The sequence below is a fragment of the Dermatophilaceae bacterium Sec6.4 genome, from assembly GCA_039636865.1.
Taxonomy (GTDB): domain Bacteria; phylum Actinomycetota; class Actinomycetes; order Actinomycetales; family Dermatophilaceae; genus Allobranchiibius.
This window is the reverse complement of the sequence record CP144172.1, coordinates 2140918-2167003: the sequence shown is the minus strand read 5'-3', so window position 1 is coordinate 2167003 and position 26086 is coordinate 2140918. Positions and strand designations below refer to the sequence as shown.

Sequence of the window (26086 nt, the reverse complement as noted above, 5' to 3'; positions counted from 1 at the left end):
GTACTTCCCTGCGCCCGATAGGTGATCCACCATCGGTCGCTTTGCCCAGGATCGCGGCGTCAGGCTGGAGGCGAGTCATTCCTCGTCCTTGAGTTCGTTGATGGGGTCGTGTCTGCGCATGTCAGCGTCTTCATTCCGCGAGCAGGCCGGTATCGGCGAGCACCGAGCGGGCCATCACCAGCCGGCTTGCGCATCGCTCGGGCATGCTCGACCAGTAGTACGGAAAGGTCATGATCGCGATGGCGAGGGCCCAGGCCCGCCCACGCAACCAGGTCGACTCCTCGACCTGCAAAGCTGAGCGGAACTTTTCGCGTCCGGCTGGATCGAGCAGTTCCCATCCCACCATCAGATCGACGGTGGGGTCGCCGACCGCAAGGCCACCGAAATCGAGCACCGCGACCAATCGGTCTTCGTGCACGAGCAGGTTCTCAGCGAGCAGGTCACCGTGGAGCCATCGCGGCGTAGTCACCTCGCTGGCACCGGGCATTGTCATTGCCTCTTCCCAGACCTGCAGGCACGCATCTAGATCAAGATGCAGGCCGTGCAGCGTGCGGCACTGACCAAGGTAATGCCGAATGATCTCGTCCATCGCCGCCAGCGGGCCGCCCCGATACCAGCTCAACGACGTGTCAGTCATCGCCGTGGTCGGCACGGTCACCTCGCCCAGGGCGCGCACGACACCCGCCAGGTCACGAGCAAGCCGATCGGTCGTCCCACCGGTATGGGACGGCGCGGCAGGTGTTTTTCCATCGATCCAGTGCACGATCGACCAAGACTCCGGGTACCCAAGGTCAGGCTCGCCAACACCCACGATCTCCGGGATCGACACCGTCAGCTCGGGCGCCATGTGCGGAACCCAACGCGCTTCCTTTGCGATGGTCTGCGACCCGCCGGGCTGGCGAGGCAACCGAACCAGGAAGTCAACACCGAGCCGGAAGAGCGCGTTGCTGGATCCCGAAGCGCGCATCCGCCGAAGGGGTAGCCCGGCGAATCGGGGAAAGTACCGATCAACCAGCGCACGCACCAGTGGCTCGTCGATCCCGAGTTCATCCTCATGAAAGGTCACGGGAACATCCCACCGGGTACGAGCCACCATGTCGAACGAATACCTACCGGACCTCCAGTGACCGATCACCGATCCCGTTACAGCAATGGCGGGACGGCCGCGATCGACTCTCACGGAGGGCCAGTTTGTCGCCACATGCCGTCGCTTATCTGGAGTTGCTTTGCCTGTGTCGCCCTGAGGGGCGGTCTGCGGTTGAATGCGTGGTGCTCGTGCTGGCCACGATGGCAGCAGCGGGTCAGGTGCTGTGCTTCGATTCCGCTTCCCGGCGTGGAGGCAGTGCCCGGCCGCCGTGTCCTGAGAACCCGTCAATCGCGGGCGAGGATGGACCATGCTGGTTACCCCAATGGTCTCCGATGGCACAAATGACGACACACAACGCAAGCGGCCGGCCTTGTTCGATGCGCACCTGCACATCATTGATCCCCGTTTCCCCTTGACGGCCAACCACGGGTATCTACCGCCGGCCTTTACCGTGCAGGACTACCGCAGCCGGACGAGGCATCTGAACGTCGTGGGAGGCGCAGTCATATCGGGCTCCTTCCAGGGTTTCGATCAGACCTACCTGCTCGATGCCCTTACCCGTCTCGGGCCCGGCTTCGTCGGCGTCACCCAACTGCCAGCCTCGGCCACGACCGGTCAGATTGAATCCCTCACCAGCGCCGGGGTGCGCGCGGTGCGGTTCAATCTGTTCCGCGGTGGCGGAGAGACACTGAACCACCTCGCGGACCTTGCCCAACGGGTCCACGAGACCGCCGGCTGGCACACCGAGCTCTACCTCGACGCCCGCGACCTGCCAGAACTGGAACCCATCTTGACGGCACTGCCCCAGATCAGCATCGATCACCTCGGCCTGTCCCGCCATGGGTTTCCGGCCCTACTGCGCCTGGCCGAACACGGCGCCTACGTCAAAGCAACCGGGTTCAGCCGCGGCGACCTGGACGTACCCACCGCCCTGCGAGATTTGGCACACGCCAACCCCTCAACGCTGATCGCCGGTACAGACCTGCCCTCCACTCGAGCACCCCGACCCTTCCGGGATGCCGATCTCGACCTGATCATCAACGTCCTCGGAGAACACCTCACCGCCGGGGTGCTACGCGATAACGCCTGCACGCTCTACCGGGTCGCACCCTGAGGCCTCTCGGCACGCGAGCACCCACGCTTGCCGTGCCCAACCGACCCGAGATTGTCTGCATCTGCGGCTCCACCCGATTCATGGACGAGATGAGCCCAGCGAACCGTGATCTGACTGTCACGGGTGTCATCGTCGTCGCGCCAGGTGTATTCCTGCGCACCGACGATCACGAAGCAGACGAGTTGATCACCACGAGCAGAAGGCCGCGCTGGACGTCCTTCACCTGGATGCTCCGTCATCGGCGTTTCGCCCAATGTCCTGTCCCGCAATCTGTGGGCGTTCTGGCGGCCGCCATTGTCGAATACGGCGCGCTCAGGTGATCCGCTCGTAAAGGAGGAGATCTCCATCGATGCCGGTGTTGGTGAAGCCGGCGTTCTCAAGGGTCTGTTGGGAGGCGGTGTTGCCCATGTCCGTGTCGGCGACGACGCGCAGGATTCCCTGCTCGCCAGCGAGTTCGACGAGGGCTCGTGCGGCCTCCGCAGCGAAGCCTTTCCCACGGGCGGATGGGGCGAGCCCATAGCCGATCTCGACTGTTCCGTTGCTCGGCTGACTCTTGAATCCGGTTCCGCCCACCGCCAGGCCGTCTGCGGTTCGGATGATCACGTAGTGACCGAAGGGTTGTTGGTCACCGAGCGCGATGGTCGCGCGCAGGAACATCGTGGCGGCGATGAGTTCGCCGTCGAAGGGAAAGTCGTCTGCCCATGCGTCTTGTGGGCCCGGTTGGCGGGCGATCATGCGTTCGGCCTCATCGGTAGTGATGGGGTGCAGGATCAATCGCTCCGTATGCAGGTCGGCCACTGGGCCATCGCAACAGTCTCGCCTGACGCGTGCAACCACTTTTCACCCTCACGGGATGCCCGATCAGGGCGACCGCCGGGTCGGGTGGGCCATCTCGCGCGAGGCTGTCTACGGCGGGTGGCTGATTGTGGGGGCGCGCGGGTAGCGGGCGACCAGAATGTGTGTTGCTCCTTGGGGCAGGGTCGTGGGCGCGAAGCGAGCCTCGCGCGCAGATATCGCTCAGCGCGACGATTGCATTGGGGTATCTGGTGTGACGCGCAACACCACACGTGGCGGGTCTGACGCAGGATTTGCTGGGGGTTCCACTGCGCCGTGTGGGCAGGGCCTAGGCCTCCGATGTTTTCAAAGCTGCGACTGAGCCCGATAGGAACAAGGTGGTGAGACCGGCGATATTGAAGGGGTAGCCGGGTGTTGTTGGTTTGCCCGGGATGGGAGGCGGTCACCAGTGCGGCACGCAGTTCAAGACGTGCGTTGACACTGACCTGGAAGAACAGATCCGGTCCAACAGCAGGGGTTCGAGCGGAGTTACTGCAGGCGCCCGAGAACACGGCGCATGCGCCGCGGCTTGCTAGGAATTCAGACACATTCATGGCGGCGTCGTCGCCCGTGAACGTGGGGAAACTAATGAAGAAGCTCGCACTGATCGCAATGCCGTTGGGTCTGACCGTGGCAGGCTCGGTGATGGCATTGGCCACCCCAGCCCAGGCCGTCCCGGCCCCGGCCGCCGAGTCGCACCCGGCGGGGTCGGTCTTCGTACACGGCACCAGAGGAATGGCGCATTTCTGGGCGCGCAGTGACTGCGCGGCACACGCTTCATGGGAAGTTGCCCAGGTCAAGAAGTCTCGCAGCGCTGCGCTTCTGCCGGAGTTGAACGTCGAGTCCAAGAATGGCGGCGATCTACGGTTCACCTGTTACCCGGTCCAAGGCGCGCAATGGAGCTACCTGGTGGGGTACACCTCCACCACGGGTGCACCTATCGCCACTAGCGACCGGTTCGTTGAGACCACCCACCGCGCCAGTTACGGACCCGCCAAGAATCCGGTTGATGCCGACAACATCTGGTACTACAACCATCACGTCGACACCAGAGGACCCTCAGCAACCCTGCGCAACTGCACGGGCTGGTTGCAGTGGTTCGGCAACCTGGTGGAGACCAATCCCCATACTCATCTGATCAGCGCCGACAACGCGTGTTTCGTGGCCCCGGGTCGGGCCGGGTATGACGTCTCTTACCTTGCCACCACCAAGACCGCCGGCCTACGGGGCGACACACCCACCCAGGTCAACTCGGCACCGATGCTGGACACACTCGGGTACGACTACGGGCAGGTAGTGTCCGGAGATTAACCCCGGCTAGGCCACGTCACTGACCACTCGGCACCGGTCACGGATCCTGAACCGGGCCACGTGCCGCGACGAGGTCGGATCGCCCGCGCAGTCCTGGTTATGCGAGGCCGGGCCATGGCTGAGGAGGCGGTGGACAGCAGCGAAAAACTTTCGTTGTTCTCCGGGCATCCTTCGCCCACGGTGGTGGCTCGACCCAATGACTACGGGATCAAGGTCGTGAAGGTCAAGGGTGAGTTCGTCAGGCACACTCACGAACGGCAGAACACCTGCGGGCTTCGGCGGAGGATCGACGTGGCGGGGTAGGGCGGGCCACCAGCCCGCCCAAGGAGTGCCTGACAAGGCACTGCGAGCGAAACGCCGAGCCCACGACGCCCGCCATCCCGATCGATGACCGGTGTGCCGAACCGAAGTCTGGCTCCTGAGCGAGTCAACAGAATCCCGTCAGGTGCAGCAACTGCCCACCCGTCTCGCACTCCCAAACCCCGGCATTCCATGCCTCGTGCTTGACCAGTTGCTTGCTGGTGGGTTCGGTAGAGATCACGTATGGGCGAACCTCTGCCCACTTCTTTATCGCCGCATCGCCTTCGAACCATTCGAATTGACCGCTGCTGTACATCTCAAGAACCAACGGCGCACCTGAGGCCACAAGAGCATCGGCAGCGCGGCGCTTGGCTTTGGTTCCCCGCCGGCTGTATCCGCGCCCATCAGCACCGGTGATCATGCCGCGGTCACGATGATCCTCGTGTTGGGGCGGCCCGAGATCTTCACCCATGGCTGGACGATACAAGCCGGCACGGCCACAACCGGGTTGGCGACGACTCGCAGGTCGAACGGGATCCGGCGACAGCAGCTGCAATTCGGGCCGCGCCGACGGGCGCTTCATACGGGACACCGTTTCGGGACGCCTCGGCACGAGGCGCGAGCAACTGCCTGTCGTCGCCGCATCACTCTCGTCTGAGGGGCCCGCAGGTAACGCTCTGGTCACACGACTCACCCTTCACCCTGGTCAAAGATGCGCCACGGTTTCGAGTTGTTGTGTCGCACGAGTTCGTATGACCACGGCTGGTCGGTTTCAGGTCCGTGAAATCCCTCGAAGTTGTTCAAGGTGACGGTCGTATCGACGTGGACGGTCTGCTCCCAGCCCGCCAACTCGGAGTTGGAAAGGTAGGTGGCTGCCCGGGGCCCAGGCATCACGGCATCGACGTGGTCGATCGTCACGTTCGTCATGTTGGGCGCATGAACGGTGAACCAATCCGCGCTGATGTCGCCACGGCTATCGGCCCCCATCCGAACGGACGCTGCGAAGTCTCGATCATTCAACGCGCGCACGTACGTCATCACGACGTCGACTGGCGACGTCTGCGCTGTGGGCATCACGTGCGAAGAACGCGGTTTTCCCCACAGCCACAGCCCACCGATCGAGACCGCAACGGTGAGAACGACCGCCAGCACCACCCTGCGCCACGTCATAAGCGAATTATCCCCACGGGGCATGATCTTTGGAATCAAATGCGTCCAACACGCCCAGGGACACAACAGAACCCGTTTCACTGCAGGATGGATGACAGGGACAGGACCGGCTTCCTGCCGAAGAGCGGCGATCAATCATCGGGCAGCCATCTCAGCCATAATCGACCTCACCCGACGCAGCCGGTCTCGCTCGACCATCCCTATGTGCTCGCAGAGTCGCTTTGGCCGGCCCCCCGCCGGAGTCGACGAAGTAGCAAAAAAGGGGGATCTCACGATCAAAATAACGACGAAGGCCGCAACATTCGCCACGCAGTACTCGACCGGATGATTTTCAAAAGGGCACGGCGAAGGATGAAGCGATCTAGGACCGCGCGGGCCGATCGCAGAGCACGTCAACGCTGATGCCGGTGGCCGGCTCGGACCTAAAGAATTTTGGTGTCTGTGAGGGTCTTCTGAACGGCCTCGATGGAGACGTTGAGTCCGGCGGCGATAGCGGGAATGGACTGCCCGCGTTCACGGCGGGCGAGGATCGAGGCGCATTCCTCATCATCGAGTACTTGCCATCGTCCGCCGAGATAGCCGCGGCGACGGGCTGCTTCCAGACCGTTCTTGGTTTTGCGGGCGATGTCGTGGCGGCAGTCTTTTGACAGGGAGAGGGCTAGATCCAGGATCAGGGAGTTTTCCGTGTCTTCGTCGACCGCGTTGGCATTAGCCGCGCTGACCTCAATGATCTTGACCGCAACACGGCGTTGGAACCGGATCAGGGCGTTGAGCGCCATGGTCGCCTGCCCTTCGTTGGCCAAACGTGTTCAGTGCGGTGGATGAACGGTAGTAGAAAATGAATGGCTGAACGAGCGTTTGGGCTGGGCTTGGCGGTATTTATGACACGCGTGGGCGCGTTTTCTTGAGGGCACCCGGCATGACGACCATGCCTCGTAAGCCGATCATTCTGTGGCTCTGCTGTGTACGGCCCGACGCGAGGCGCAGCGCGTGATTCTGTCCCACGCTCTGCCGATTGCACACAGCGGCGGCGTGCCTTGCAGCCGGATATTGCACCGAGCCCGACGAGCGGCTAGACAGTGGTGTGCCCCATGACCTCAACGATCACTTCGTTCACGTCCGCGGAGCCAGCGAGAACAATCTCAAGAACATCGACGTCGACCTGCCGCGCAACGCGATGGTCGCCTTCACCGGTGTATCGGGCTCCGGCAAGTCCTCGCTCGCCTTCGGCACGCTGTACGCCGAGGCCCAGCGTCGCTACTTCGAATCGGTGGCGCCCTACGCCCGCAGGTTGCTGCAGCAGGTCGGTGCACCGCACGTACAGGAGATCACCGGCCTGCCGCCCGCGGTCGCGCTGCAGCAGCGGCGCGGTGCACCCAGTTCCCGCTCGACAGTAGGCACGCTGACCACCTTGTCGAACCTGGTACGGATTCTCTACTCGCGCGCTGGCACCTACCCCGATGGCATGGAACGGCTACTGGCTGAGGCATTCTCGCCGAACACCGCAGCCGGAGCCTGCGCCGAGTGCCACGGCCTCGGCGAGGCCCACGACGTCGCCGAGGACCTGCTCGTACCCGACCATTCGCTCAGCATCCGCGACGGTGCGATCGCCGCGTGGCCGGGCGCCTGGCAGGGCAAAAATCTGCTGCGGGTCACCAACACCGTCGGTATCGACGTCGACGTCCCCTGGCGCGACCTCCCCAAGAAGGACCGCGACTGGCTGCTCTACACCGACGAGCAGCCGCGAGTGCTCATCGACCGACGCGGAGAGCCCGACGACTCCACCGGCCGGGACTACTACGGCACCTTCTGGAGTGCCCGCAAGTACATCCGACACACGCTGGCCGACACCAAGAGTCAGATGATGCGGGACAAGGCGATGCGCTTCGTGCGCAGCGACACCTGTCCGGTCTGTGGTGGCACCGGGCTACGGGTGGATGCGCTGACGGTCACCGTACGAGGCCTGAACATCGGACAGCTGAGCGCGTTGTCGTTCACCGACCTGGTGGAGCTGCTCCGACCGGTGGCCGAACTGACCCATGCGGGCGCAGCGACGTCCTTTGCTGATTCCGGAGAAGTCACCGAGGTGGCGGTGCGCATCTGTACCGACCTCGTGGACCGCATCCAGGTATTGCTCGACCTGGGCCTGGGCTACCTATCGCTCGGCCGCAACTCCACCACTCTTTCCCCCGGTGAGGCGCAGCGACTTCGGATCGCCACTCAGCTGCGGTCGGGTCTCTTCGGAGTCGTCTACGTCCTCGATGAGCCGTCGGCGGGGCTGCACCCGGCCGATGCCGAGCCGCTCCTGGACGTGCTGGACAAGCTGAAGAGCTCTGGCAACTCACTCTTCGTGGTCGAACACGACATGGACGTCGTACGCCGTGCGGACTGGATCGTCGACATCGGCCCCGAAGCGGGTGAAGGGGGCGGACACGTCCTCTACTCCGGGCCGGTTGCCGGCCTCGAACACGTGGAGGCCTCGGTCACGGGTAGGTACCTCTTCGGCCGTGCGGAGCCACTTGCGCGCCCCCAGCGCACCCCGCACGGTTGGCTGCGGCTGACCGGAGTCAGTCGGCACAACCTCACCGACCTCTGCGTCGACATACCGCTGTGCGTGCTGACAGCGGTCACCGGAGTGTCGGGGTCAGGCAAGTCGACGCTGGTCACCCAGGTGCTCGCCGAGTTGGTGCGACAGCACCTCGGCCAGGCGGGCGATGGTCCCGAGGACCACGGATTCGAGGTCGACGTCGACGACGCCACCGGCCTGGACGCCTTCGACCGACTCGTGCGGGTCGACCAACGCCCGATCGGTCGTACGCCGCGCTCCAATCTGGCGACCTACACCGGCCTCTTCGACGCCGTCCGCAAGCTGTACGCCGCGACGCCGGAGGCCCAGGCTCGTGGGTACGGCGCCGGTCGCTTCTCTTTCAACGTTGCAGAGGGACGCTGCGTGACCTGCCAGGGGGAAGGGTTCGTCTCGGTGGAGTTGATCTTCCTGCCCGGCACCTACGCGCCCTGCCCAACCTGCCACGGAACGCGCTACAACCCGGAGACGCTGCAGATCGAATACCGCGGCAAAAATGTCGCTGATGTCCTCGCCCTGTCGGTCGAAGAGGCAGCCGATTTCCTCGCCGATGTGCCGACCGCCGCGCGCAGCCTCACCACGCTGCGCGAAGTCGGCCTCGGCTATCTGCGCCTCGGCCAGCCGGCGACTGAACTCAGTGGCGGTGAAGCGCAGCGGATCAAGCTGGCGACCGAGCTGCAGCGCGCCCGCCGGGGGCACGCGCTCTACCTACTCGATGAACCCACGGCGGGACTACATCCTGCCGACATCGCATTGCTGGTGCATCAGCTGCACCGGCTGGTCGACGCCGGAAACACCGTGGTGCTGGTCGAGCACGATCTGGACACGATCATCAGCGCGGACTGGGTCATCGACCTCGGGCCCGGCGGTGGGGACAAGGGCGGCTGCGTGATGGCGACCGGCACCCCGGAAACTGTTGCCCGCACGGCAGCCAGCGCGACGGCGCCGTATCTGCTCGCTCGACTGTCTCCCGATCGCGCTAGCTCTCCTGCCGATTGAGGTATTGGATGACCGCGCGCACCCTGCGGTGGTCGTCGGTGGATGGTGGGAGACCGAGCGTGTCGAAGATGGCCGAGATGTTCCGTGCGACGGCGTGCTCTGTCACGACGAGCTCCTCAGCGATGCGCGTTGCTCATGCCTTGCGCCATCAGTGCGAGCGCTTCTCGTCGACGTGGGCTGAGCCGGTCGATCGGGTTGTCGCGGCGTTGACGCCGGATCATGCTGTTCACCACCGAGGGTTATCACCGACCCTGTTGATGCCGACCTGCGTCGACGTGGCCGCTGCGAGCTTCACGACGTTCGTCAAGGCTTCAGAGACCGTGAAGTACAGCGTCGATTCGGCGTCCGTGGGCAGCTCACCGGCCGGTACGTACGCTGTCACAGTCGTTGGAATCGGCATTCTCTCGGCCAGCAAATGCACCGCTGGTAGTAGTCCCCGATCGAGCAACGGTGCAGGCATGATTCCCGCGATCAGGTCGCGGAACCCGGCCAGGAGACCGGTCATACCGTCGGCGATACCGGCAGCCGACGCTGCCACGTCCGGGTCGGTGGCACTGAGACTCAGCTGTCGAGCCATCAGCCCCCGGAAGACGATGTGTTGCTGCGCCCCATCGTGCAGGTCGCGCGCAATTCTCCGACGCTCCACGTCTTCGGCCTGGAGCAGCCGTCGACGCGACCGGTACAACTACGATTCACGGGTACGTAGCTCGGAGATCAACGCCCGTTGCTTCCTCGTTCGAACCCCAGATGGCCATCGGTCCGTCGCCGACCAGGAGAAGCGGTACCTGCAGAACCGCAGACGCTACATAGTCGGCCAGGACGGGAAAACGCGCGAACCGTCCCCGCACGTGAGGCCGATGCGGTTGTGTGGGCGTCGCCGCCAGGCGATCATTCTGGCGGCCAGGTACAGCGCGGATGTACGTACCACAGCAGTACCGGCCACGCGCGGGACCCCGACGAACCGATCGAGAACGATGTGCCGATCACCAGCAGGATGACGAAGAGCGTGCCGACGGGCGTCATCATCGGGTCAACCTGATGGAGCGGATGATGAGGTCGCCGATGATGAGGTCGTTGGGGATGTCGAGAACGAACGTCCTGAACCCGCCGGGTTTCCTGGTGGTGGTGGATTGCATGGGCTGCTTCAGCTGCAGGATGCTGTTGGGCTGTGGCGGTGGTGACGTCCAGCCTGGGGGGTTTCGCGAGGAGAGTCCGACCTGCACGCAGGCCCTTATGTTGCATCCGACGCGAAGCGATCTATCAACAAAAGCATCAGACAGGAGACAGCTGCACATTTCGGGCACTGTCGCGGGCACAAAGTGTGGACCTGGGTCTACAGACGCGCTGTCCGCGTTTGCCTAGCGTGGATGGTGTTCGTACTTCCGCCTCAGAAGGGACCGCATCGTGCTGGGAGCTGGAGTACCACCCCAGGGTGGTGTCCGCGTTGTAGTGGCCGCGACGGCGGCGATTTCGCCGGCCGGCGTGAGCACATGCTCCACAACCACCACTACTGCGTCGTCCACGACCGCTGGCGCGAAGACCGCCACCAGCACACCGTCCCCCTCACAGGCCAGCAGCACCTCGGCCGCGACAACGGCCGGATCAGCGACGACAGCGAAGCCGTGTATCGCACATGTCGCGCAGGTCATCGCCAGGAAACCGACCCCGCACACGACGAAGGCTGCATTGCCCACCGGTCTCATCGCCCGGCCTGACGTTGCTGCCACGGAGCCGTTAGGGCGGGCATCCGCCCCTGGCGTAGTGGTTCGTGTGCGGACACCGCAAGGCACCTGGACCAAGACCTACGGCAAAGCCGACCCACGACAGTTACATCGATGACCGTCATCATCGACACCCGTATCCGCTCGATCACCAAAACCGTCACCGGCACCGTGCTGATGCAGCTCGCGCAGCGGGGCAAACTGTCGCTGGACGACACGACCGGTAAGTACGTGCCAGGGGTCCTCAACGGGGACGAGATCACGTTGCGTCAGCTCGCGGATATGACCAGCGGTGTCGCCAGTTACACGCAGAGCACCACCTTTTACCGACACCTACTTCGCCAAGCCCCAGACGGTGTTCACCCCGCGGCAACTCCTGAAGGTTGGCCCCAGCGAGTCGCCGCTGTTCGCCCCCGGCGCGAAGTTCAACTACGCCAATACCAACAGCGCCCTGCTGGTCATGGCCGTCCAGAACGTGACCGGCCGGGCCCTCGAAGCGGCCTACCACCGACTCTCACCGATCACCCGCGCGAGCTGGTCTGCTCCTCCCCGGCCGTGCGCATCTTCGTCGCCCTGTCGACGGCGCTCGGTCACACCTTCACCCCGCCCCAGCAACATTGACATGGAGAAACCGTCATGAAACGCAGTGAATTTCTCATCGGCGCCGGCCTGAGCGTCGCCGCCGCAGCAGTCACGGGTTCCGCATCAGCGACAGAACCGGCGTCGCAGCCGGCGGCCGGGAAACCTCGACCACTACCCGTGGACACCCGCATCCGAGTCACGTCCCCGCCGAATCCAGGCACGGCTGTCGTGGAGTCACCCGCAGGCGGCGTCAGCGAAGCGCTGAGAATGCTGCCATGGCTGACCGGCTCGACACTGATAGCGAGCAGGGTTCCCGGCCTGGCGATCGCCGTGGTTCACCAGGGCAAAACGGTGTTCGCGCAGGGATACGGCGTCCGCCAGATCGGTAAACCCGGCCGGGTCGATACCCGCACCGTCTTCCAGCTGGCGTCGCTGTCAAAGCCCATCGGTGCCACCGTCGTGGCCAGGCAGGTCTCACGCTCGCAGGTGAAGTGGGACACGCCAGTGACGGCGCTGTTGCCCCACTTCGCCCTCGCCGACCCGTGGGTCACCTCCCACCTGACCATCGGTGACTGCTACGCCCACCGCAGCGGTCTGCCACCGGCAGCCGGAGACCTGCTGGAGGACATCGGGTACGGCCGGGACTACGTGCTGCACCACCTGCGGGACGAACCTTTGGCCCCCTTCCGTAGCTCCTACGCCTACGCGAACTTCGGGCTGACGATCGGCGCCGAAGCGGTAGCGCGGGCGGCCGGTATCGACTGGGACACCCTGTCCCAACAGCAGCTGTACGGACCGCTGGGGATGACCTCGACCAGCTCCCGGTACCGCGACTTCATTGCACGGACCAACCGGGCCGCCATGCACGCAAAGGTCGGCAAACGGTTCCTACCGCTCTACCAACGCGACGCCGACCCACAGTCCCCCGCCGGCGGGGTCTCCTCCAACGTCATCGACATGGCCGCCTGGATGAAAATGGTCCTGGCCCAGGGCAAAATCGGTCACAACCAGTGGATCGAAACCACCGCCCTGCTGCCCGCCATCAGCGCCGAGATGATCCAACACCCGGCCAACGACGTATTGGCTCGTCCCGGTCAGTACGGCTACGGCTTCAACGTCGGGGTCCAACCCGGTGGTCGAGTGACGATGGGTCACTCCGGAGCCTTCGCCCAAGGAGTCGGCACCGCGTTCACCATGATCCCCAGCGCCGACATCGGCATCGTCGTACTCACCAACGGTTCGCCCGTGGGAGCCGCTGAATCACTCATCGCGTCGTTCCTGGACATCGTGCAGTTCGGCTACCTCACCCGCGACTGGTGGAAGACCTACCAACCGGCCCTGGCCGGTCTGATGGACCCCGTCGGCGACCTGGTCGGCGTCAAGCCACCGAAGCACCCAGCACCGTCCGCACCCACGAACGCTCTGGTCGGCACCTACCGGAACCACTACTACGGAACGGCGGTCGTGCGTCGGCACGGAGGTATCTTGACGATGGAACTCGGCCCCCGGCACCGGTACACCTTCACCCTCAACCACTGGGACGGCAGTACCTTCTCCTTCATACCGACCGGCGAGAACGCACCAGCCGGCTCGCTGTCCTCGGCCAAATTCGTGGTCTCCCACGGCAAGGCCTCCGCGGTGACCCTGCAATTCTTCGACGCTCAGAAGCACGGCACCTGGACGCGCTGAGTCCGTTGCGTGGCCGGCATGGCTCGTTGGCCGGCCTGAACGCCGTGGCGACCTCAGTACAGTGACGGCGTGAGCCAATCCCCCGTGACGTCCGTCAGCACCGGTCCTGAGCAAGTCTCCTGCCAGGTGCTGGTGCCCGCCGAAGCGAGCGTAATTTTCGACCTGGTAGCCGACCCGCACCGTCACCCCGAGCTCGACGGGTCGGGCACCGTCCGCGCCCGCGACGTCAAAGGCCCCGACCGGCTGTCGGTCGGTGCGAAATTTGGGGTGGGAATGAAAATGTACGGTATTCCCTACGCCATCACCTCGACCTGCACCGCACTCGAGGATGATCACCTCGTGGAGTGGCAGCACCCGATGGGCCACCTGTGGCGTTGGGAGTTTGAATCTGCCGGACCGGGCATGACGATGGTCACCGAAACGTTCGACTACTCGACCACGAAGATCCCCGCGGTCATCCGTTTGACGAAGACCGACCAGAAGAACAAGGTCGGCATCACCAAAACCCTTGAGGCACTGGTCGCACGCTTCGCCTGACGTCCCGACAGCTGTACCTGTTGCCCGGGTGACCTCGAGCCTCGCAGTCCCGGGTCACGAGCAGGTGCGACCACGCGACGGTCGCTTGTGCCTGCTGGCGCATCGGATGCAGGTCGTCGCGCGGGGCAGCGCTGCAATCCGTTATACAGCGATCTGCTCGCCGCACATCTCACAAGCGAGAGTTGACGTCGGCCCGTCATTGTCATCTGTCGGTGTCACATTTCGAACGGTACGCGAGAGCAGCACGAGACCTGTTGCTCCCCCTATGCCGCAGCAACCGGTCAGCCCAGGCCGGTCGGCATCCGGTTGGCGAAGTCGGTGTCTGACTCGAATGTCGACCCGACACGCAGCACCAGCGGCTCGTCGAACGGTCTGCCGATGATCTGAATGCCGATCGGTAGGCCCTGCCTGTCGAATCCGCACGGCACCGACAGCGACGGCAGCCCGGTGAGGTTACCTGGCGCCGATGTGATGACGTACGCGTTGATCGCCGAGTCCGCACTGCCGTCAGACCACCGCACGGTCGGGTCGTCTGCGCGTACCGCTACGGCGGGGAGGGTCGGCGCGAGCACCGCGTCGATGCCGTAATCCTGGAACATCTGTCTCCAGCCCTGCTTGATCAGCTCGCGGACGCGCTGCGCGCGGATGTAGTCGGTCGCGTACAGCAGCTCACCGGCCTCCAACAGTGCCCGCACGTCGGGCTGATAGAGGTCGGCCTTGGCGCGCAGAGTGCCCTGGTGGTAGCTGCTCGCCTCCGCCACGAACAATGCGTACTCGGTGGCTAGGTAGGTCTGTGACAACGGAAGCTCGACCTGGCGAATAGTGGCGCCCGACGACTCGAGCACCGTGAGGGCGGCCCGGAAGGCGGCCTCGACATCCGGCTCGATGTGGTCGAAGAAGTAGTTGGTCGGCACCCCGAGCGTCATGTGCTTCACCCCGTTGCCCAACCCGGTGGTGTAGTCGGGCACCGGTACATCCAAGCTCCCCGGATCACGCGGGTCGTAACCCGCGATGACCTGAAGCAGCTCCGCGGTATCGAGAACGGTCCGAGCCATCGGGCCGGCGTGGTCCAGCGCCCAACACAGAGGCGTGACACCGTGTCGGGATACTCGCCCGAACGTGGGCTTTAGCCCGGTAATGCCATTGAGTGCTGAGGGGATCCGGATGGATCCTCCCGTGTCGGTGCCGACCGCCCCGAGCACCATCCGGGCAGCCAATGCGGCACCGGAGCCACCACTGGATCCACCGGGCGTACGCGTCAGATCCCAGGGGTTGTGGGTTGTCGGGGTCAGGACGCCGTAGGCGTACTCATGGGTGTGTGTCTGGCCGATCAGGACGCTGCCCGCTGCGCGTAACCGTGCCGAGACGGCCGAGTCCGAGGCTGCGACCCGCCCCGCCCTGGTCTGTGAGCTCGACGTGGACAGGACGCCCTGCGTGTCGAACAGGTCTTTGACGCCCATCGGTATCCCGTGCAGTCGGCTACGCGGCCCCGATATTGCGATCTCGGCCTCGGCGATCCGGGCGGATTCGCGAGCCTGATCGAGAGTGAGTGCCGCAAACGCGCATACCTGAGTCTCGTGGCGTTCAATCTGCCCGATGACCGATTCCGTCAGCTCGACCGGGGAGAGCTGCTTGGCCGCGATGGCGTCGGCAGCGGCGCTCAGGGTCAGCTCGTAGGACTCCATCACGTCCACCGTGGGTCGAAGGTTGCAGCCAGCGCTGTGTCGCCGAGCTCGACCTCGTACAGCTGGTCGATCAGCCCTTGAACTCCCTGGAGTACCTGCGCTGCGCCGGCAATCCGCTCCTCCGCCAGCGGCAACCTGGCGTGTTCCGCGAGCGCGCGGGTCAGCTCAGTGGTGACTGGTGGTCGGGAAGTATCCATGCCGAGCCTCTTAACGTCCAGGTGTGGGATACCCACCGACCCTAATACCCACCGGCAACCGTCGACAGGGATCTGACCAACCGTGGCTGAGTCCGCGGATACTGAGATGGTGGACACCCAAACCGGATCGGCTGTCGTCGTAGCCTGCTGTCAACTTGCCCCCACCCTTGGTGATCCAGCCGCCAACCGGGAATGTGTGGCAGACGCGGTGACCGAAGCGGTCGTCTCGGGCGCCCAGATCATCGTGCTTCCGGAGCTGATGTCCAGCGGATACATGTTCACCGACACCGCTGAAGCGGCAGGCAGTGCGGAAACCGTTGATGGAGAAACCTTGGCCCTGTGGGCGCGTCTCGCTCGCGAGCATGCGATCGTGATCGTCGGCGGATTCTGCGAACTGGGGTCCGACGCAGAGGTCTACAACAGTGCCCCACTCCTCGACCCGGACGGCCTGCGCGGGACCTACCGGAAAGCACACCTGTGGGACGCCGAACGCTTCATCTTCACCCCTGGCGGCCAAGCACCACCCGTGTTCGACACCAGATTCGGTGCGATCGCGATGATGATCTGTTACGACCTCGAATTTCCCGAATGGGTTCGGCTTCCGGCGCTGGCCGGTGCCCAGCTGCTCTGTGCCCCGGTCAACTGGCCGGCCTATCCCCGCCCGGACGGCGAACGCCCCGCGGAAGTCGTCAGGGTGCAAGCCGATGCCGGCGCGAACCGGATGTACATCGCTGCCTGCGACCGAACCGGCCCGGAACGTGGCGCCGAATGGGTCGGCGGGTCGGTCATCGTCGACGCCGACGGGTGGCCCATTGCCGGCGGATCCGCGACCACCGAGGCCATCACCACGATCGCTGAATGCCGCCTGGCCGATGCTCTGGACAAGAACATCGGCCAGCACAGCAACGTCCACACCGACCGCCGACCGGATCTGTACGATCACTTCGCGCGCCGCGGCTGACGAGCAGCAGTCATCAAGTGCGCCGGGTGGCGTCGGTCCCCAGGGCGCGACACTGGCTAGGTTGGTGGAGCAGGTCCATCATGAGAGCTGCGCTGCGCCGGTTGAGCGGCGTTCCACCACCAACGCACGTCCGAACGAGGTAACTACGGTGTCAGCACTTCATCTGTCGCGTCGCGATCTGGACTTCCTGCTGAATGAGTGGCTGCAGGTGAACGACCTGCTCGAGCGGCCTCGTTTCGCGGATCACTCGGCGGAGACCTTCGCCGCGGTCCTGGATCTGAGCGAAGACATCGCGGTGAATGAGTTTGCGCCACACAACAAGGCCTCGGACAGCTGCGAGCCGGTGATGTCAGCAGACGGTTCGGTCCAGCTGATTCCACAGATCAAGCAGGCGCTCGATCGCTACAACGAGTCCGGTCTGCAGGCGTCATCCTTCCCCGTGGAGCTGGGCGGTATGCAGCTGCCCGAGACAATCCGCACCGCCTGTGCCGCCTGGCTGGCAGCCGGAAACGCGGCCACCACCAGTTACCCGTTCCTCGCGTCTGCTGCAGCCAATCTGCTGGTGGCGCATGCGTCACCGGAGATGATCGACACCTATGCGCGCCCCATCATCGAAGGCCGCTTCTACGGGACGATGTGCCTTTCGGAGCCGGACGCCGGTTCCTCGCTGGCGGACACCCGCACGACCGCCGAGGGGCAAGCCGACGGCACGTGGCGCATCCGGGGCTCGAAAATGTGGATCTCCGGTGGCGACCACGAACTCGGTGACAACATCGTGCACCTCGTGCTGGCCAAGACGCCTGGCGCACCGGCCGGTGTCAAAGGGCTGTCGCTGTTCGTGGTGCCCAAGTTTCTCGTCGCCGATGACGGCGCGGTCGGTGTACGCAACGACGTGACGCTGGTGGGTCTCAACCACAAGATGGGTTACCGCGGCACGACCAATACGTTGCTCAGTTTCGGAGATGGCACGCATGCCGTCGATGAGGTGCGGGGGGCCGTGGGCTACCTGGTCGGTGAAGAACACGCCGGCCTGGCCTACATGTTCCACATGATGAACGAGGCTCGGATCGGGGTGGGCACCACCGCAGTGGCCCTCGGGTACGCCGGGTACCTGCATGCGCTGGATTACGCACGGACCCGTCTGCAGGGCCGCCCGGTGAGCCAGCGGGACCCCAGCTCGGCTCCGGTCCCGATCATCAACCACCCGGACGTCCGACGCATGCTGCTCGCGCAGAAGGCGTACGTCGAAGGCGGTCTGGCACTCGTGCTCTACTGCGCGCGACTGGTAGATGAGGCGGGCACCGCGCCGGAGGCATCGACGCGGGATTCCGCTGAGTCCCTGCTCGGGATCCTGACCCCGATCGCCAAGTCCTTTCCGTCCCAGTGGTGCGTCGCGGCCAACGATCTTGCGATCCAGGTACACGGCGGATACGGGTACACCCGTGACTACGACGTGGAGCAGTACTACCGCGACAACCGACTCAACTCCATCCATGAAGGGACCCACGGGATTCAGGGCCTGGACCTGCTGGGTCGCAAGGTCCGTTCCAGGGGCGGCCTCGATTTCAAATTCCTCGTCGACCGGATGTCGGCGACCGTCGAGGTCGCGTCCAGCGCGGGTGGAGTCCTCAGCCAGCGTGCCGATCAGCTGAGGCCTCGCATCGAGGCACTGGTCGAAACGACGGACACGCTGTGGCGTGGCGGCGACCCCGAGGTTGCCTTGGCCCACTCCAGCGTCTACCTCGAAGCCATGGGCCACATCGTGGTGGCCTGGCTGTGGCTCGAGCAATGTCTGGCAGCCGATGGCAGGACCGGCAGCTTCTACGACGGCAAACGTGCTGCGGCGGGCTACTTCTACCTGTTCGAACTGCCCAAAGTCGATGCTCAACTGGCGCTCCTGGCCACCCTGGACCGCTCGACTCTTGATCTGGACGAGGCCTGGTTCTAAGCGATGGCGAGCGTATTGGACCCGATTCTCCGTCATGCTGCAGAAGAGCGTGGCCGCATCGCGCTCCGCGACGAACGGGGCGACTGGACCTACGGCGACGTGGCCGGCGCCGCCGAGGCATTCGGGGCGGACCTGCAGGCCTTCGGTATGGCGCCCGGTACCCACATGGTGTGATCGCCCCGTCGGTACCGGAATTCGTGGTCGCCTACCTTGGCATCGCAGCGGCGGGGTGCGTGGTGATCCCGATGAACACGATGTCGGTGCGCGACGAGATCCGGTACGTGCTGAACGATTCGGGCGCTGCGCGCATCATTGCGTGGGATGCACTGGGCGCTGCTGCGCGGGAGGCAGCCGACGACCTCGGTGTCCCCCTGCAGGTGCTCAGGCAGCTCACCCCCGGTGCGCATCGGCCGGTTGGGTCAGAGAGCGCCATCTGTCCACGGGATCGCAGTGATACCGCGGCAATTCTCTATACGTCGGGTACCACTGGTCGCCCCAAGGGCGCCGAGCTGAGCGTCGCCAACATCCTGGACTCCGCAGAGATCTCGGTGCAGATCGGCCGTAGCACTCCCCAGGACCGCTTCGCCACTGGACTGCCCCTGTTCCACGTCTTCGGTCAGATCGCGGTGATGATGTCGGCTCTGACAGCGGGGGCTTCGCTGTCGCTCCTGTCACCGTTCGAGCCCAATCGAATGCTCGAACTCATCCGACGGGACCAGATCTCCATCGTGCTCGGCGTACCGACGATGTGGAACGCGATGCTGCGCGCCGCTGAAGGTGCCGGTGATGGTGACTTTGCGGGCGTGCGGGCGGCCGTCTCCGGGGGTGCGTCCCTGCCGGCGGAGGTCTCCAGAGCTTTCGAACGACGTTTCGGATGCCCGGTCATCGAGGGCTACGGACTGACCGAATCCAGCGCCCTGGGCACCTTCAACGATCTGGATCGTGGCCCCAAGATCGGGTCGACAGGAGCACCGATCCCCCGCTCGGAAATCCAGATCCGGTCACTGGACGGCCAGGTCGTCGCCCAGGGCGAGGTGGGCGAGGTCTTCATGCGGGGCCCCCAGGTGATGAAGGGCTACTGGAATCGACCCGAAGCCACCGCAGAAGCATTCGTCGACGGATGGTTCCGCACCGGTGACCTCGGCGCACTCGATGCCGATGGCGATCTACGCATCGTGGACCGGCTGAAGGATCTGATCATCCGCGGTGGTTACAACGTCTACCCCGGCGAGGTGGAAGAGGTGCTCTACGGCCACCCCGACATCATCGAGGTGGCTGTGGTGGGTGTGCCGGATGAGTACTACGGCCAGGAAGTGGCAGCGGTCATCACCCTGCGGGACGGCGCGTCAGTAACCGGCGAGGAAATCACCGCATGGTCGCGCGAGCGGATGTCCGCCTACAAGATCCCGCGGATCGTCCGCTTCGTTCCGACGCTGCCCAAGGGCGCGACCGGGAAAATCCTGAAGCGCGCGATCGACCTCAGCGATGGAGAGACTCGCTGATCATCCCCTCGTATGCGCGATCCCACCGTCGACGATGACAGTCGACCCGACGACATAGTCACCGGCCCGAGAGGCCAGGTAGATGGCGGCGGCCGCCATGTCCTCCGGAGTGCCGATCCGACCCGCCGGGATCTGGGCTGCGACCTCCTGCTCGTGGTCCCGCGCGTCCCGATTCATGCTGGAGGCAAACGCGCCGGGCGCGATGGCACTCACCACGACGCCCTTCACGGCGAGTTCGATCCCCATCCGGCGGGTCAGTTGGATGATCGCCGCTTTGCTCGCCTGGTAGGAGTACGTCTCCCCCGGGTTGACGGCGATGCCGTCGATCGAGGCGATATTGATGACCTTGGCGAGGTGCGAGCTGTTGGCCCGTTGCAGCAGCGGTAGGAACTGCTGGGTCAGGAAGAAAGGGGCCTTGACGTTGAGGTCCATCACCTTGTCCCACCCGGACTCGGGAAATTCGCTCAGTGGTGCGCCCCAGGCGGCTCCGGCATTGTTGACCAGGATGTCGAGGTGGGACTCACGATCGGCGTACCGCTGTACCAGGTCGTTCACACCATCCAGCGTCGAGACATCAGCCGGCAGCGAGAGGCAGTCGCCGAACGCGGAGAGCTCCGAGGCGGTGGCATCACACACCGCTGCCTTGCGGGAGGAGATGTAGACGCGCGCACCCTGGGCCAGGAATCCCTCAGCGATCATCCGGCCGATGCCGCGGGACCCCCCGGTCACGAGAGCGGTGCGTCCTGCGAGCGAGAACAGTGTGCTGGTGTCCATCGGATTGCCCTTCGGTAGGTTCTACGGCTGCACGATCGTCGAGACGTTCAGATCTGGAGCACCAGTTTGCCGGTGTTGATCCCGCTGTAGAGACCGAGGAGAGTCTGCCCGAATGCCTCAACCCCACCGGGGACGATGGTCTCGCGGGCGCTCAGCTTCCCGGCCGCGATCCATTCGCTGATCTGTTCGACGGCCTCGGAATAACGGTCCTGGAAGTCGAAGACAACGAAGCCGGTCATCGATGCTCGGAAGACCAGCAGCGACATGTACCGCCGCGGCCCGGGAGCGAGTTCGGTGTCGTTGTAGGTGGAGATCGCGCCGCACAGCACCACGCGCGCTCCACGACGCAGGTTGGCCAACCCTGCGTCCAGGATGTCGCCACCGACGTTGTCGAAGAAGACATCGATTCCCTTGGGGGCGGCCGCTCGAACCTTGCGCAACACATCGCCGTCGCGGTAGTTGATCGCAGCGTCGAAACCGAGCTCGGTGAGCCATCCGCATTTCTCGTTGCTTCCGGCGATACCGATGACGGTGCACCCGGCAGCCTTGGCGATCTGCCCCACCACGCTGCCTACCGCGCCGGCGGCGGCGGATACCAGGACGGTGTCACCCTCCTTCAGTGCGCCGACGTCCCGCAGACCGAAGTATGCGGTCATACCGGGCATCCCCAGGGCACCGAGCCAGGTCGGCGCGGGCGCTACCTCGAGGTCGATCGCGGACACCCCGGAGCCGTCACTGAGTGCGTACTCCGTGACTCCGAACGGACCGGACACGGCCACCCCTTCGGGGAACTGCGGGTGTTTGGAGCTGACCACCACGCCCACTGCCGCAGCCCGCATGACCTCCCCGATTGCCACGGGGCGGATGTAGGAGCGGACGTCGTTCAACCATCCCCGCATCGCTGGATCGAGCGATATGTAGTCGACCTTGACAACGAACTGCCCGTCCACCGGCTCCGGAATATCGACCCTGACGACGTCCCAGGTGTCGTCACAGGGTAATCCGACAGGGCGTTCACGAAGGTGGACCTGCTTGCTCTCGTACTGCGTCATGTCGTCTCCAGATCGTCGGGTGGATGAAGGGTGTGGGCCCAGCCGCCATCATCGCCTGTTGTAGCGACGTCGGTTGTTTCTCTCGTCCGGTCGGCTCATCGTGGACCACATCGTCCGGGTCAGAGATCAGCTCAAAGTTTCGTTGCGAACCGATGCGCAACGGCACCAGCGGTGCCACGATGACAATATGAAAAGGTTGGTCGTCTGCTGCGACGGAACGTGGAACAAGCCGGACAATGAGAACGTCACCAACGTCGAGAAGATTGCCCGCACGGTACAGACTGACCCGTTGGCGACCGGAGGCGTCCACCAGCTGGTGTATTACATCAGCGGGGTCGGTGCCGGCAGTTACGGCGCTGACCGGGTGTTGGGTGGGGCCTTTGGATTCGGGCTGTTACACAATGTAATTGCCTGCTACCGGTTCTTGGCACAAAACTACGAACCCGGCGACGAGATCTTCATTATCGGCTTCAGTCGGGGCTCATACACCGCACGTTCGGTGGCCGGGATGCTCGCACGCGTGGGGCTGCTCACCAAGATGGCGCTGGTTCAGGAAAGACTGCCCGAGGCCGTTCACCTCTACACACGGACCAAGATGCCCGAGGGCGCCTTCGGGGAGAGTGTGGATGAGTTCAAGCACGACCACTGCCACGCTACACAAGTGACCTTCCTCGGCGTCTTCGACACCGTAGGCGCCCTGGGGGTGCCCGGCTTCGAGCGCGACACACCACGCTTCCACGACGTCCAACTGAGCGACCAGGTGCTGTGTGCTCGACAGGCGCTGGCGATCGACGAGACCAGGTTGAAGTTCGCGCCCACCTTCTGGGAGGCCCCCAGCGATCCTTCGGACGACGCAACAGAGGACCCGCGGGTCAAGCAGGTGTGGTTCGAGGGGGCACACTCCGATGTCGGAGGGGGCTATGCCCAGACCGGCCTGTCCGACACGTCGCTGCTGTGGATGGCGCGCGAGGCCCACGCCGCGGGCCTGGTCTTCGACACGGAGTTGTTGGGATTTTATGTCAACAGCGGGTCCGACCCCATCTGTCACAACCCCCTCAGCCTGATATACAAGGTCGACAACGCGATTCTTGGGGTGAAAGAGCATCTCCCCTGGCATGAGCAGGAGAGCGAGTTCAGCCACCGGCTGCGTCTGCTGACCGACAAACACGCCCTGTCCGTGCGAGTGGCGTCCTCCGCGGTCAGCCACTACCAGGAGGGTGGGTACGCGCCGGCCAACCTCACGGCGTTCGCGAGCCAGACGAGCGGATTCGAGGGGATCATCGAACCTGTCGTCCGACTTCCTGAGGCCGGGCTCAACCTTGCAGACCTGGGAAGCCCTCCGGTTCCTCCGGCTCTTGCAGGCACGGTCGGTACTCCCGTGGATCAGGTCGGGAGTGGCGACGTCCGCTAGCAATTCGTGCGGATCGCGATCCCAATGCAGGTCGGCGCCGCGCTTCTGCGGGGTAGTGCTCTGCGGAGGCCCTGAGCCCGACGCCGCGACCCTCGAGGTGGTCCCGCCCATCTGGCATGTTGTGCCAGGCCGCTACTTATCCCGGCTGGCCCGGTCTTCCTCAGGTACGCCCGGTGGCGGGGTGTCACCGCGTACGACCACAACCGGGCACTCTGCGTGCTCGGAACACGCTGAACTGACCGATCCCAGCAGAAGCCCAGCAAAGCCACCATGGCCCCGGCTGCCGACCACGAGCAGTTGAGCGCCCCGGCTGGCCTCGATCAACACCTGCGCCGCATGACCCTCCCGCACAGACTGGCGCAAACCGACAGGTGGGTGCTGTCCAAAAACCTCGCTGATGGTCGCGGTCAAGGCTTTGGCGGTATCGGCGCGGGGATCCCAGGCCGGTGGGACAACTGCTACCCCGGCGCCCATCACCCCGTAGGAAGTCAACGGCACCCACGCCGCGACCACCTCGAGGGTGTCGCCGGTCGCGTGGGCAAAGAACTGGGCCCACACCAGCGCCTGCTTACTAGCATCCGAACCATCGACACCCACCACCACAACCCCCCGACCTGAGCCAGTCCCGGGCGCGGCGCCCATCAGCGCGCTGCCGATGAGGTCGAGGTGATCGCACCACTACGGCACGATTCACACAGAGAAACAAAAAACACATTCATGATGATCCCGATCGAGCGGGTAGTCACCGGGGCGTCGACACCGAGCAAAGGCTCACGAATCCAGCAGCGGACGGCTGAATCCCTTTCGACTGGCTGATTCTCTCAGCGTGCCCACGCTACAGGTTCTGCTCATCCCCCACCCCCCAAGACGAGCTGATCCTGTTCGCAGCCACGTCGAAGGCCCGCAGACCGACGTGTTCACGCCCAGGGAGCGGACTGCTGCCCCAACTGCTAGCGTAGGCAACGCTGAGAGGTCAGCCCACCGGAAGAAGCGTTGCCGTCTGCTGCGCGCTTCAGAGCATGTTCAGCTCGCAGCCGGAACGTACGGGGTCACCGAAAAGTCGGGACTACCTTCATGTGCGCCCATTCACGCCCGCTCGGCTCGGCACAACCGAATCGCTCTCCCTGCCTCGCCGTGGTGCTGTGCGGTCTAGGTCACTGCTGCGCCGGGCCCTGCGGTCTACTGTCTCCCGCGCTGGGAGACGTGTGGTTTACCTGGCATCGCAACGGGCTCGCCACTACACTGGTCGTCCTTGAATCCAACGATTCCAGCATGCTCAGCCCGCTGGTGCATGCGGTCAACAATTGCGCCCACAAAGACCGCATCCGCGTGCGGACCCGCGGCATCGATGACCGAGGGCGCGCCCTGGCTGCCATTACATTCCCGCTACAACGCGGACATTTCACCATCGGTGATCCCAACGGGCGGCCTCGCTCTCGGGTCGCGGACAGTGTGGTGAGCTCCGTCCATCGAGCAACTCGCCGCCGGCTGGTGGAACTGGAGCGCGCCCGATGAGGATCAATACACCGGCCCGTTGGGCCGGCTCAGATCGGCACGCGCCACCGACCATGGTCACCACTCAGGACGGCCACAGAACCTACCCCATCCGGGCGAGCGCAACCCCCCAAACCGGGCTCAGTGTCCAGGCTGCGGTGAACTTCTTATGCGATGTTCGCCTTGTTGCAGATGATGTCAATGCCGCTCGTGGTGCGCTCTGCCCAGTTGGTCCGGCAACTACCCCTGTCATCAGTCTCGCCACGGCAACCGCTCACCTGGCCATTGAGCACATCTTTCGATTACCCCTGCCCACTATCAGCGTGCAGATCGACGTCGACGTCATCACCCTCACCGGGGTAGCCTCATCTGCCGGTGACCTACTTGCGGTCGAGGTCGCCGTCACCTACCTCGCCGATCACCAGCACATCGATAACCAGCTCCGCTGTCTATGAACATCGCGCGCTCGCCACGGAAGCCGTCCGCCGCCGACCTGGAAGAGCTCCAGCTTTGCACCAGGCCAGCAGCGTCACATTCGAGTTTCGACGCCTCAGGTCTTCCTTGCGTACCCAACGGCGCTCGCGGGAGGAAGGTCACCGATCCTTCACGCATCCCCGTGTGCCGCATCCCACTTCGAATGTCTCACCCACTGACCACTACGGCACATTGTCCACCGCGCGAAAGCGCCAACGAAAGCCAGCACCATCCCCAGCACCATCATCAAGGGCGACTACCAAATCCGAGAGTCCGTCCAGGAAGAGCTGGTCGGGTCCGGGAGATCGAGACGACGCCAGAATCGGGGTAACCGTCGAAGAAGCCATCAAATGGGTCGCGAAACTCCCAGACTCCGTGCGCGCGACCGTCCACAACACACCGTGGACCCCAAAGGAGAGGTGCGGTGGAATCACTACCAACCAGGTCCATGTCACCGTCGCGAGCAACACCGCCACATCACTCCCTAACACCAGCCCTAGGGTTCCAACCCTGGATTCCTTGTGGCACCTCTGCTCGCACCCCAACGCTGCCGTGCACTCTCATGCGGCGCTGACAATTCGCGAAACTCCACCCCGACGGCAAAACCTACGGCCGGAATCCAGTCGTATCCGGTGCAGAACTCATCGCTAGACACACCAC

The 26086-nt window shown here is 64.4% G+C and carries 27 protein-coding genes; 14 read left to right on the top strand and 13 right to left on the bottom strand.

Annotation, left to right across the window (positions count from 1 at the left end):
• Positions 1–130: 130 nt before the first annotated feature.
• Complete coding sequence (locus tag V3G39_10375) at positions 131–1066, bottom strand: aminoglycoside phosphotransferase family protein (protein XAS75073.1); 936 nt, start codon at positions 1064–1066, stop codon at positions 131–133.
• A 328-nt stretch (positions 1067–1394) separates the two neighbouring features.
• On the opposite strand from V3G39_10375, the gene V3G39_10370 reads away from it, so the two are divergent.
• On the top strand, positions 1395–2201 hold the full coding sequence (locus tag V3G39_10370; GenBank protein ID XAS75072.1) for an amidohydrolase family protein: 807 nt from the start codon (positions 1395–1397) through the stop codon (positions 2199–2201).
• A gap of 32 nt (positions 2202–2233) precedes the next feature.
• Positions 2234–2521, top strand: a complete 288-nt coding sequence (locus V3G39_10365) for a hypothetical protein (protein XAS75071.1) — start codon at positions 2234–2236, stop codon at positions 2519–2521.
• Here the strand turns inward: V3G39_10365 and V3G39_10360 are convergent.
• Positions 2514–2999, bottom strand: a complete 486-nt coding sequence (locus V3G39_10360) for a GNAT family N-acetyltransferase (GenBank protein XAS75070.1) — start codon at positions 2997–2999, stop codon at positions 2514–2516. The genes V3G39_10365 and V3G39_10360 overlap by 8 nt on opposite strands.
• A 624-nt stretch (positions 3000–3623) precedes the next feature.
• Here V3G39_10360 and V3G39_10355 point away from each other — a divergent pair.
• Positions 3624–4346: a hypothetical protein gene (locus V3G39_10355; protein ID XAS75069.1), complete on the top strand. Its 723-nt coding sequence runs from the start codon at positions 3624–3626 to the stop codon at positions 4344–4346.
• Positions 4347–4460: 114 nt separating this feature from the next.
• On the top strand, positions 4461–4649 hold the full coding sequence (locus V3G39_10350) for a hypothetical protein (GenBank protein ID XAS75068.1): 189 nt from the start codon (positions 4461–4463) through the stop codon (positions 4647–4649).
• A gap of 124 nt (positions 4650–4773) precedes the next feature.
• Here V3G39_10350 and V3G39_10345 read toward each other — a convergent pair whose 3' ends face one another.
• From V3G39_10345 to V3G39_10335, 3 genes are all read right to left on the bottom strand, one after another.
• Positions 4774–5118 (bottom strand): hypothetical protein, encoded by a 345-nt coding sequence (locus V3G39_10345; protein XAS75067.1) that lies wholly within the window; start codon positions 5116–5118, stop codon positions 4774–4776.
• A gap of 218 nt (positions 5119–5336) precedes the next feature.
• Positions 5337–5816: a hypothetical protein gene (locus V3G39_10340; GenBank protein ID XAS75066.1), complete on the bottom strand. Its 480-nt coding sequence runs from the start codon at positions 5814–5816 to the stop codon at positions 5337–5339.
• A gap of 422 nt (positions 5817–6238) precedes the next feature.
• Positions 6239–6619: a hypothetical protein gene (locus V3G39_10335; GenBank protein ID XAS75065.1), complete on the bottom strand. Its 381-nt coding sequence runs from the start codon at positions 6617–6619 to the stop codon at positions 6239–6241.
• A 281-nt stretch (positions 6620–6900) separates the two neighbouring features.
• Here V3G39_10335 and uvrA point away from each other — a divergent pair, with 281 nt between their 5' ends.
• Positions 6901–9399 carry an excinuclease ABC subunit UvrA gene (uvrA, locus tag V3G39_10330; GenBank protein XAS75064.1) on the top strand — a complete coding sequence of 833 codons (2499 nt, stop codon included), beginning with the start codon at positions 6901–6903 and terminating at the stop codon, positions 9397–9399.
• Between the two features lie 226 nt (positions 9400–9625).
• Here the strand turns inward: uvrA and V3G39_10325 are convergent, their stop codons facing one another.
• From V3G39_10325 to V3G39_10315, 3 genes are all read right to left on the bottom strand, one after another.
• Complete coding sequence (locus V3G39_10325) at positions 9626–10045, bottom strand: histidine kinase (protein XAS75063.1); 420 nt, start codon at positions 10043–10045, stop codon at positions 9626–9628.
• A gap of 242 nt (positions 10046–10287) precedes the next feature.
• The gene (locus tag V3G39_10320) at positions 10288–10425 is read right to left on the bottom strand and encodes a hypothetical protein (GenBank protein XAS75062.1); all 138 of its coding nucleotides are present in this window, start codon (positions 10423–10425) and stop codon (positions 10288–10290) included.
• A gap of 332 nt (positions 10426–10757) precedes the next feature.
• The gene (locus V3G39_10315) at positions 10758–11093 is read right to left on the bottom strand and encodes a hypothetical protein (GenBank protein XAS75061.1); all 336 of its coding nucleotides are present in this window, start codon (positions 11091–11093) and stop codon (positions 10758–10760) included.
• Between the two features lie 141 nt (positions 11094–11234).
• Here V3G39_10315 and V3G39_10310 point away from each other — a divergent pair, with 141 nt between their 5' ends.
• From V3G39_10310 to V3G39_10300, 3 genes are all read left to right on the top strand, one after another.
• Positions 11235–11741 (top strand): serine hydrolase domain-containing protein, encoded by a 507-nt coding sequence (locus tag V3G39_10310; protein ID XAS75060.1) that lies wholly within the window; start codon positions 11235–11237, stop codon positions 11739–11741.
• A 15-nt stretch (positions 11742–11756) separates the two neighbouring features.
• On the top strand, positions 11757–13391 hold the full coding sequence (locus V3G39_10305; protein ID XAS75059.1) for a serine hydrolase: 1635 nt from the start codon (positions 11757–11759) through the stop codon (positions 13389–13391).
• A gap of 69 nt (positions 13392–13460) precedes the next feature.
• Positions 13461–13928 (top strand): SRPBCC family protein, encoded by a 468-nt coding sequence (locus V3G39_10300; GenBank protein XAS75058.1) that lies wholly within the window; start codon positions 13461–13463, stop codon positions 13926–13928.
• A gap of 281 nt (positions 13929–14209) precedes the next feature.
• Here V3G39_10300 and V3G39_10295 read toward each other — a convergent pair whose 3' ends face one another.
• Together V3G39_10295 and V3G39_10290 are read right to left on the bottom strand one after the other, a co-directional pair.
• Positions 14210–15613, bottom strand: a complete 1404-nt coding sequence (locus V3G39_10295; GenBank protein ID XAS75057.1) for an amidase — start codon at positions 15611–15613, stop codon at positions 14210–14212.
• Positions 15613–15810, bottom strand: coding sequence for a hypothetical protein (locus V3G39_10290; protein XAS75056.1), 198 nt, complete (start codon positions 15808–15810; stop codon positions 15613–15615). Before V3G39_10290 ends, V3G39_10295 begins: the two co-directional genes overlap by 1 nt.
• 106 nt (positions 15811–15916) lie before the next feature.
• Here V3G39_10290 and V3G39_10285 point away from each other — a divergent pair, with 106 nt between their 5' ends.
• The 4 genes from V3G39_10285 to V3G39_10270 all read left to right on the top strand — a co-directional run bounded on the left by V3G39_10285 (position 15917) and on the right by V3G39_10270 (position 20221).
• Complete coding sequence (locus tag V3G39_10285) at positions 15917–16771, top strand: nitrilase-related carbon-nitrogen hydrolase (protein ID XAS75055.1); 855 nt, start codon at positions 15917–15919, stop codon at positions 16769–16771.
• 148 nt (positions 16772–16919) lie between these two features.
• Positions 16920–18719: an acyl-CoA dehydrogenase gene (locus V3G39_10280; protein ID XAS75054.1), complete on the top strand. Its 1800-nt coding sequence runs from the start codon at positions 16920–16922 to the stop codon at positions 18717–18719.
• A gap of 3 nt (positions 18720–18722) precedes the next feature.
• Positions 18723–18893 (top strand): hypothetical protein, encoded by a 171-nt coding sequence (locus V3G39_10275; protein XAS75053.1) that lies wholly within the window; start codon positions 18723–18725, stop codon positions 18891–18893.
• Complete coding sequence (locus V3G39_10270) at positions 18890–20221, top strand: AMP-binding protein (protein ID XAS75052.1); 1332 nt, start codon at positions 18890–18892, stop codon at positions 20219–20221. The genes V3G39_10275 and V3G39_10270 overlap by 4 nt, the downstream gene beginning before the upstream one ends.
• On the opposite strand, the gene V3G39_10265 is transcribed toward V3G39_10270, so the two are convergent.
• Together V3G39_10265 and V3G39_10260 are read right to left on the bottom strand one after the other, a co-directional pair.
• On the bottom strand, positions 20222–20995 hold the full coding sequence (locus V3G39_10265) for an SDR family oxidoreductase (protein ID XAS75051.1): 774 nt from the start codon (positions 20993–20995) through the stop codon (positions 20222–20224).
• A gap of 47 nt (positions 20996–21042) precedes the next feature.
• The gene (locus V3G39_10260) at positions 21043–22047 is read right to left on the bottom strand and encodes an NADP-dependent oxidoreductase (protein XAS75050.1); all 1005 of its coding nucleotides are present in this window, start codon (positions 22045–22047) and stop codon (positions 21043–21045) included.
• Positions 22048–22234: 187 nt separating this feature from the next.
• Between V3G39_10260 and V3G39_10255 the strand changes: the two genes are divergently transcribed.
• Complete coding sequence (locus tag V3G39_10255) at positions 22235–23458, top strand: DUF2235 domain-containing protein (protein ID XAS75049.1); 1224 nt, start codon at positions 22235–22237, stop codon at positions 23456–23458.
• Between the two features lie 132 nt (positions 23459–23590).
• Here the strand turns inward: V3G39_10255 and V3G39_10250 are convergent, their stop codons facing one another.
• A complete protein-coding gene (locus V3G39_10250) occupies positions 23591–24100 on the bottom strand; it encodes a universal stress protein (GenBank protein ID XAS75048.1) in 510 nt (169 codons plus the stop codon).
• A gap of 1175 nt (positions 24101–25275) precedes the next feature.
• Here V3G39_10250 and V3G39_10245 point away from each other — a divergent pair.
• The gene (locus V3G39_10245; protein ID XAS75047.1) at positions 25276–25407 is read left to right on the top strand and encodes a hypothetical protein; all 132 of its coding nucleotides are present in this window, start codon (positions 25276–25278) and stop codon (positions 25405–25407) included.
• Positions 25408–26086 lie beyond the last annotated feature (679 nt).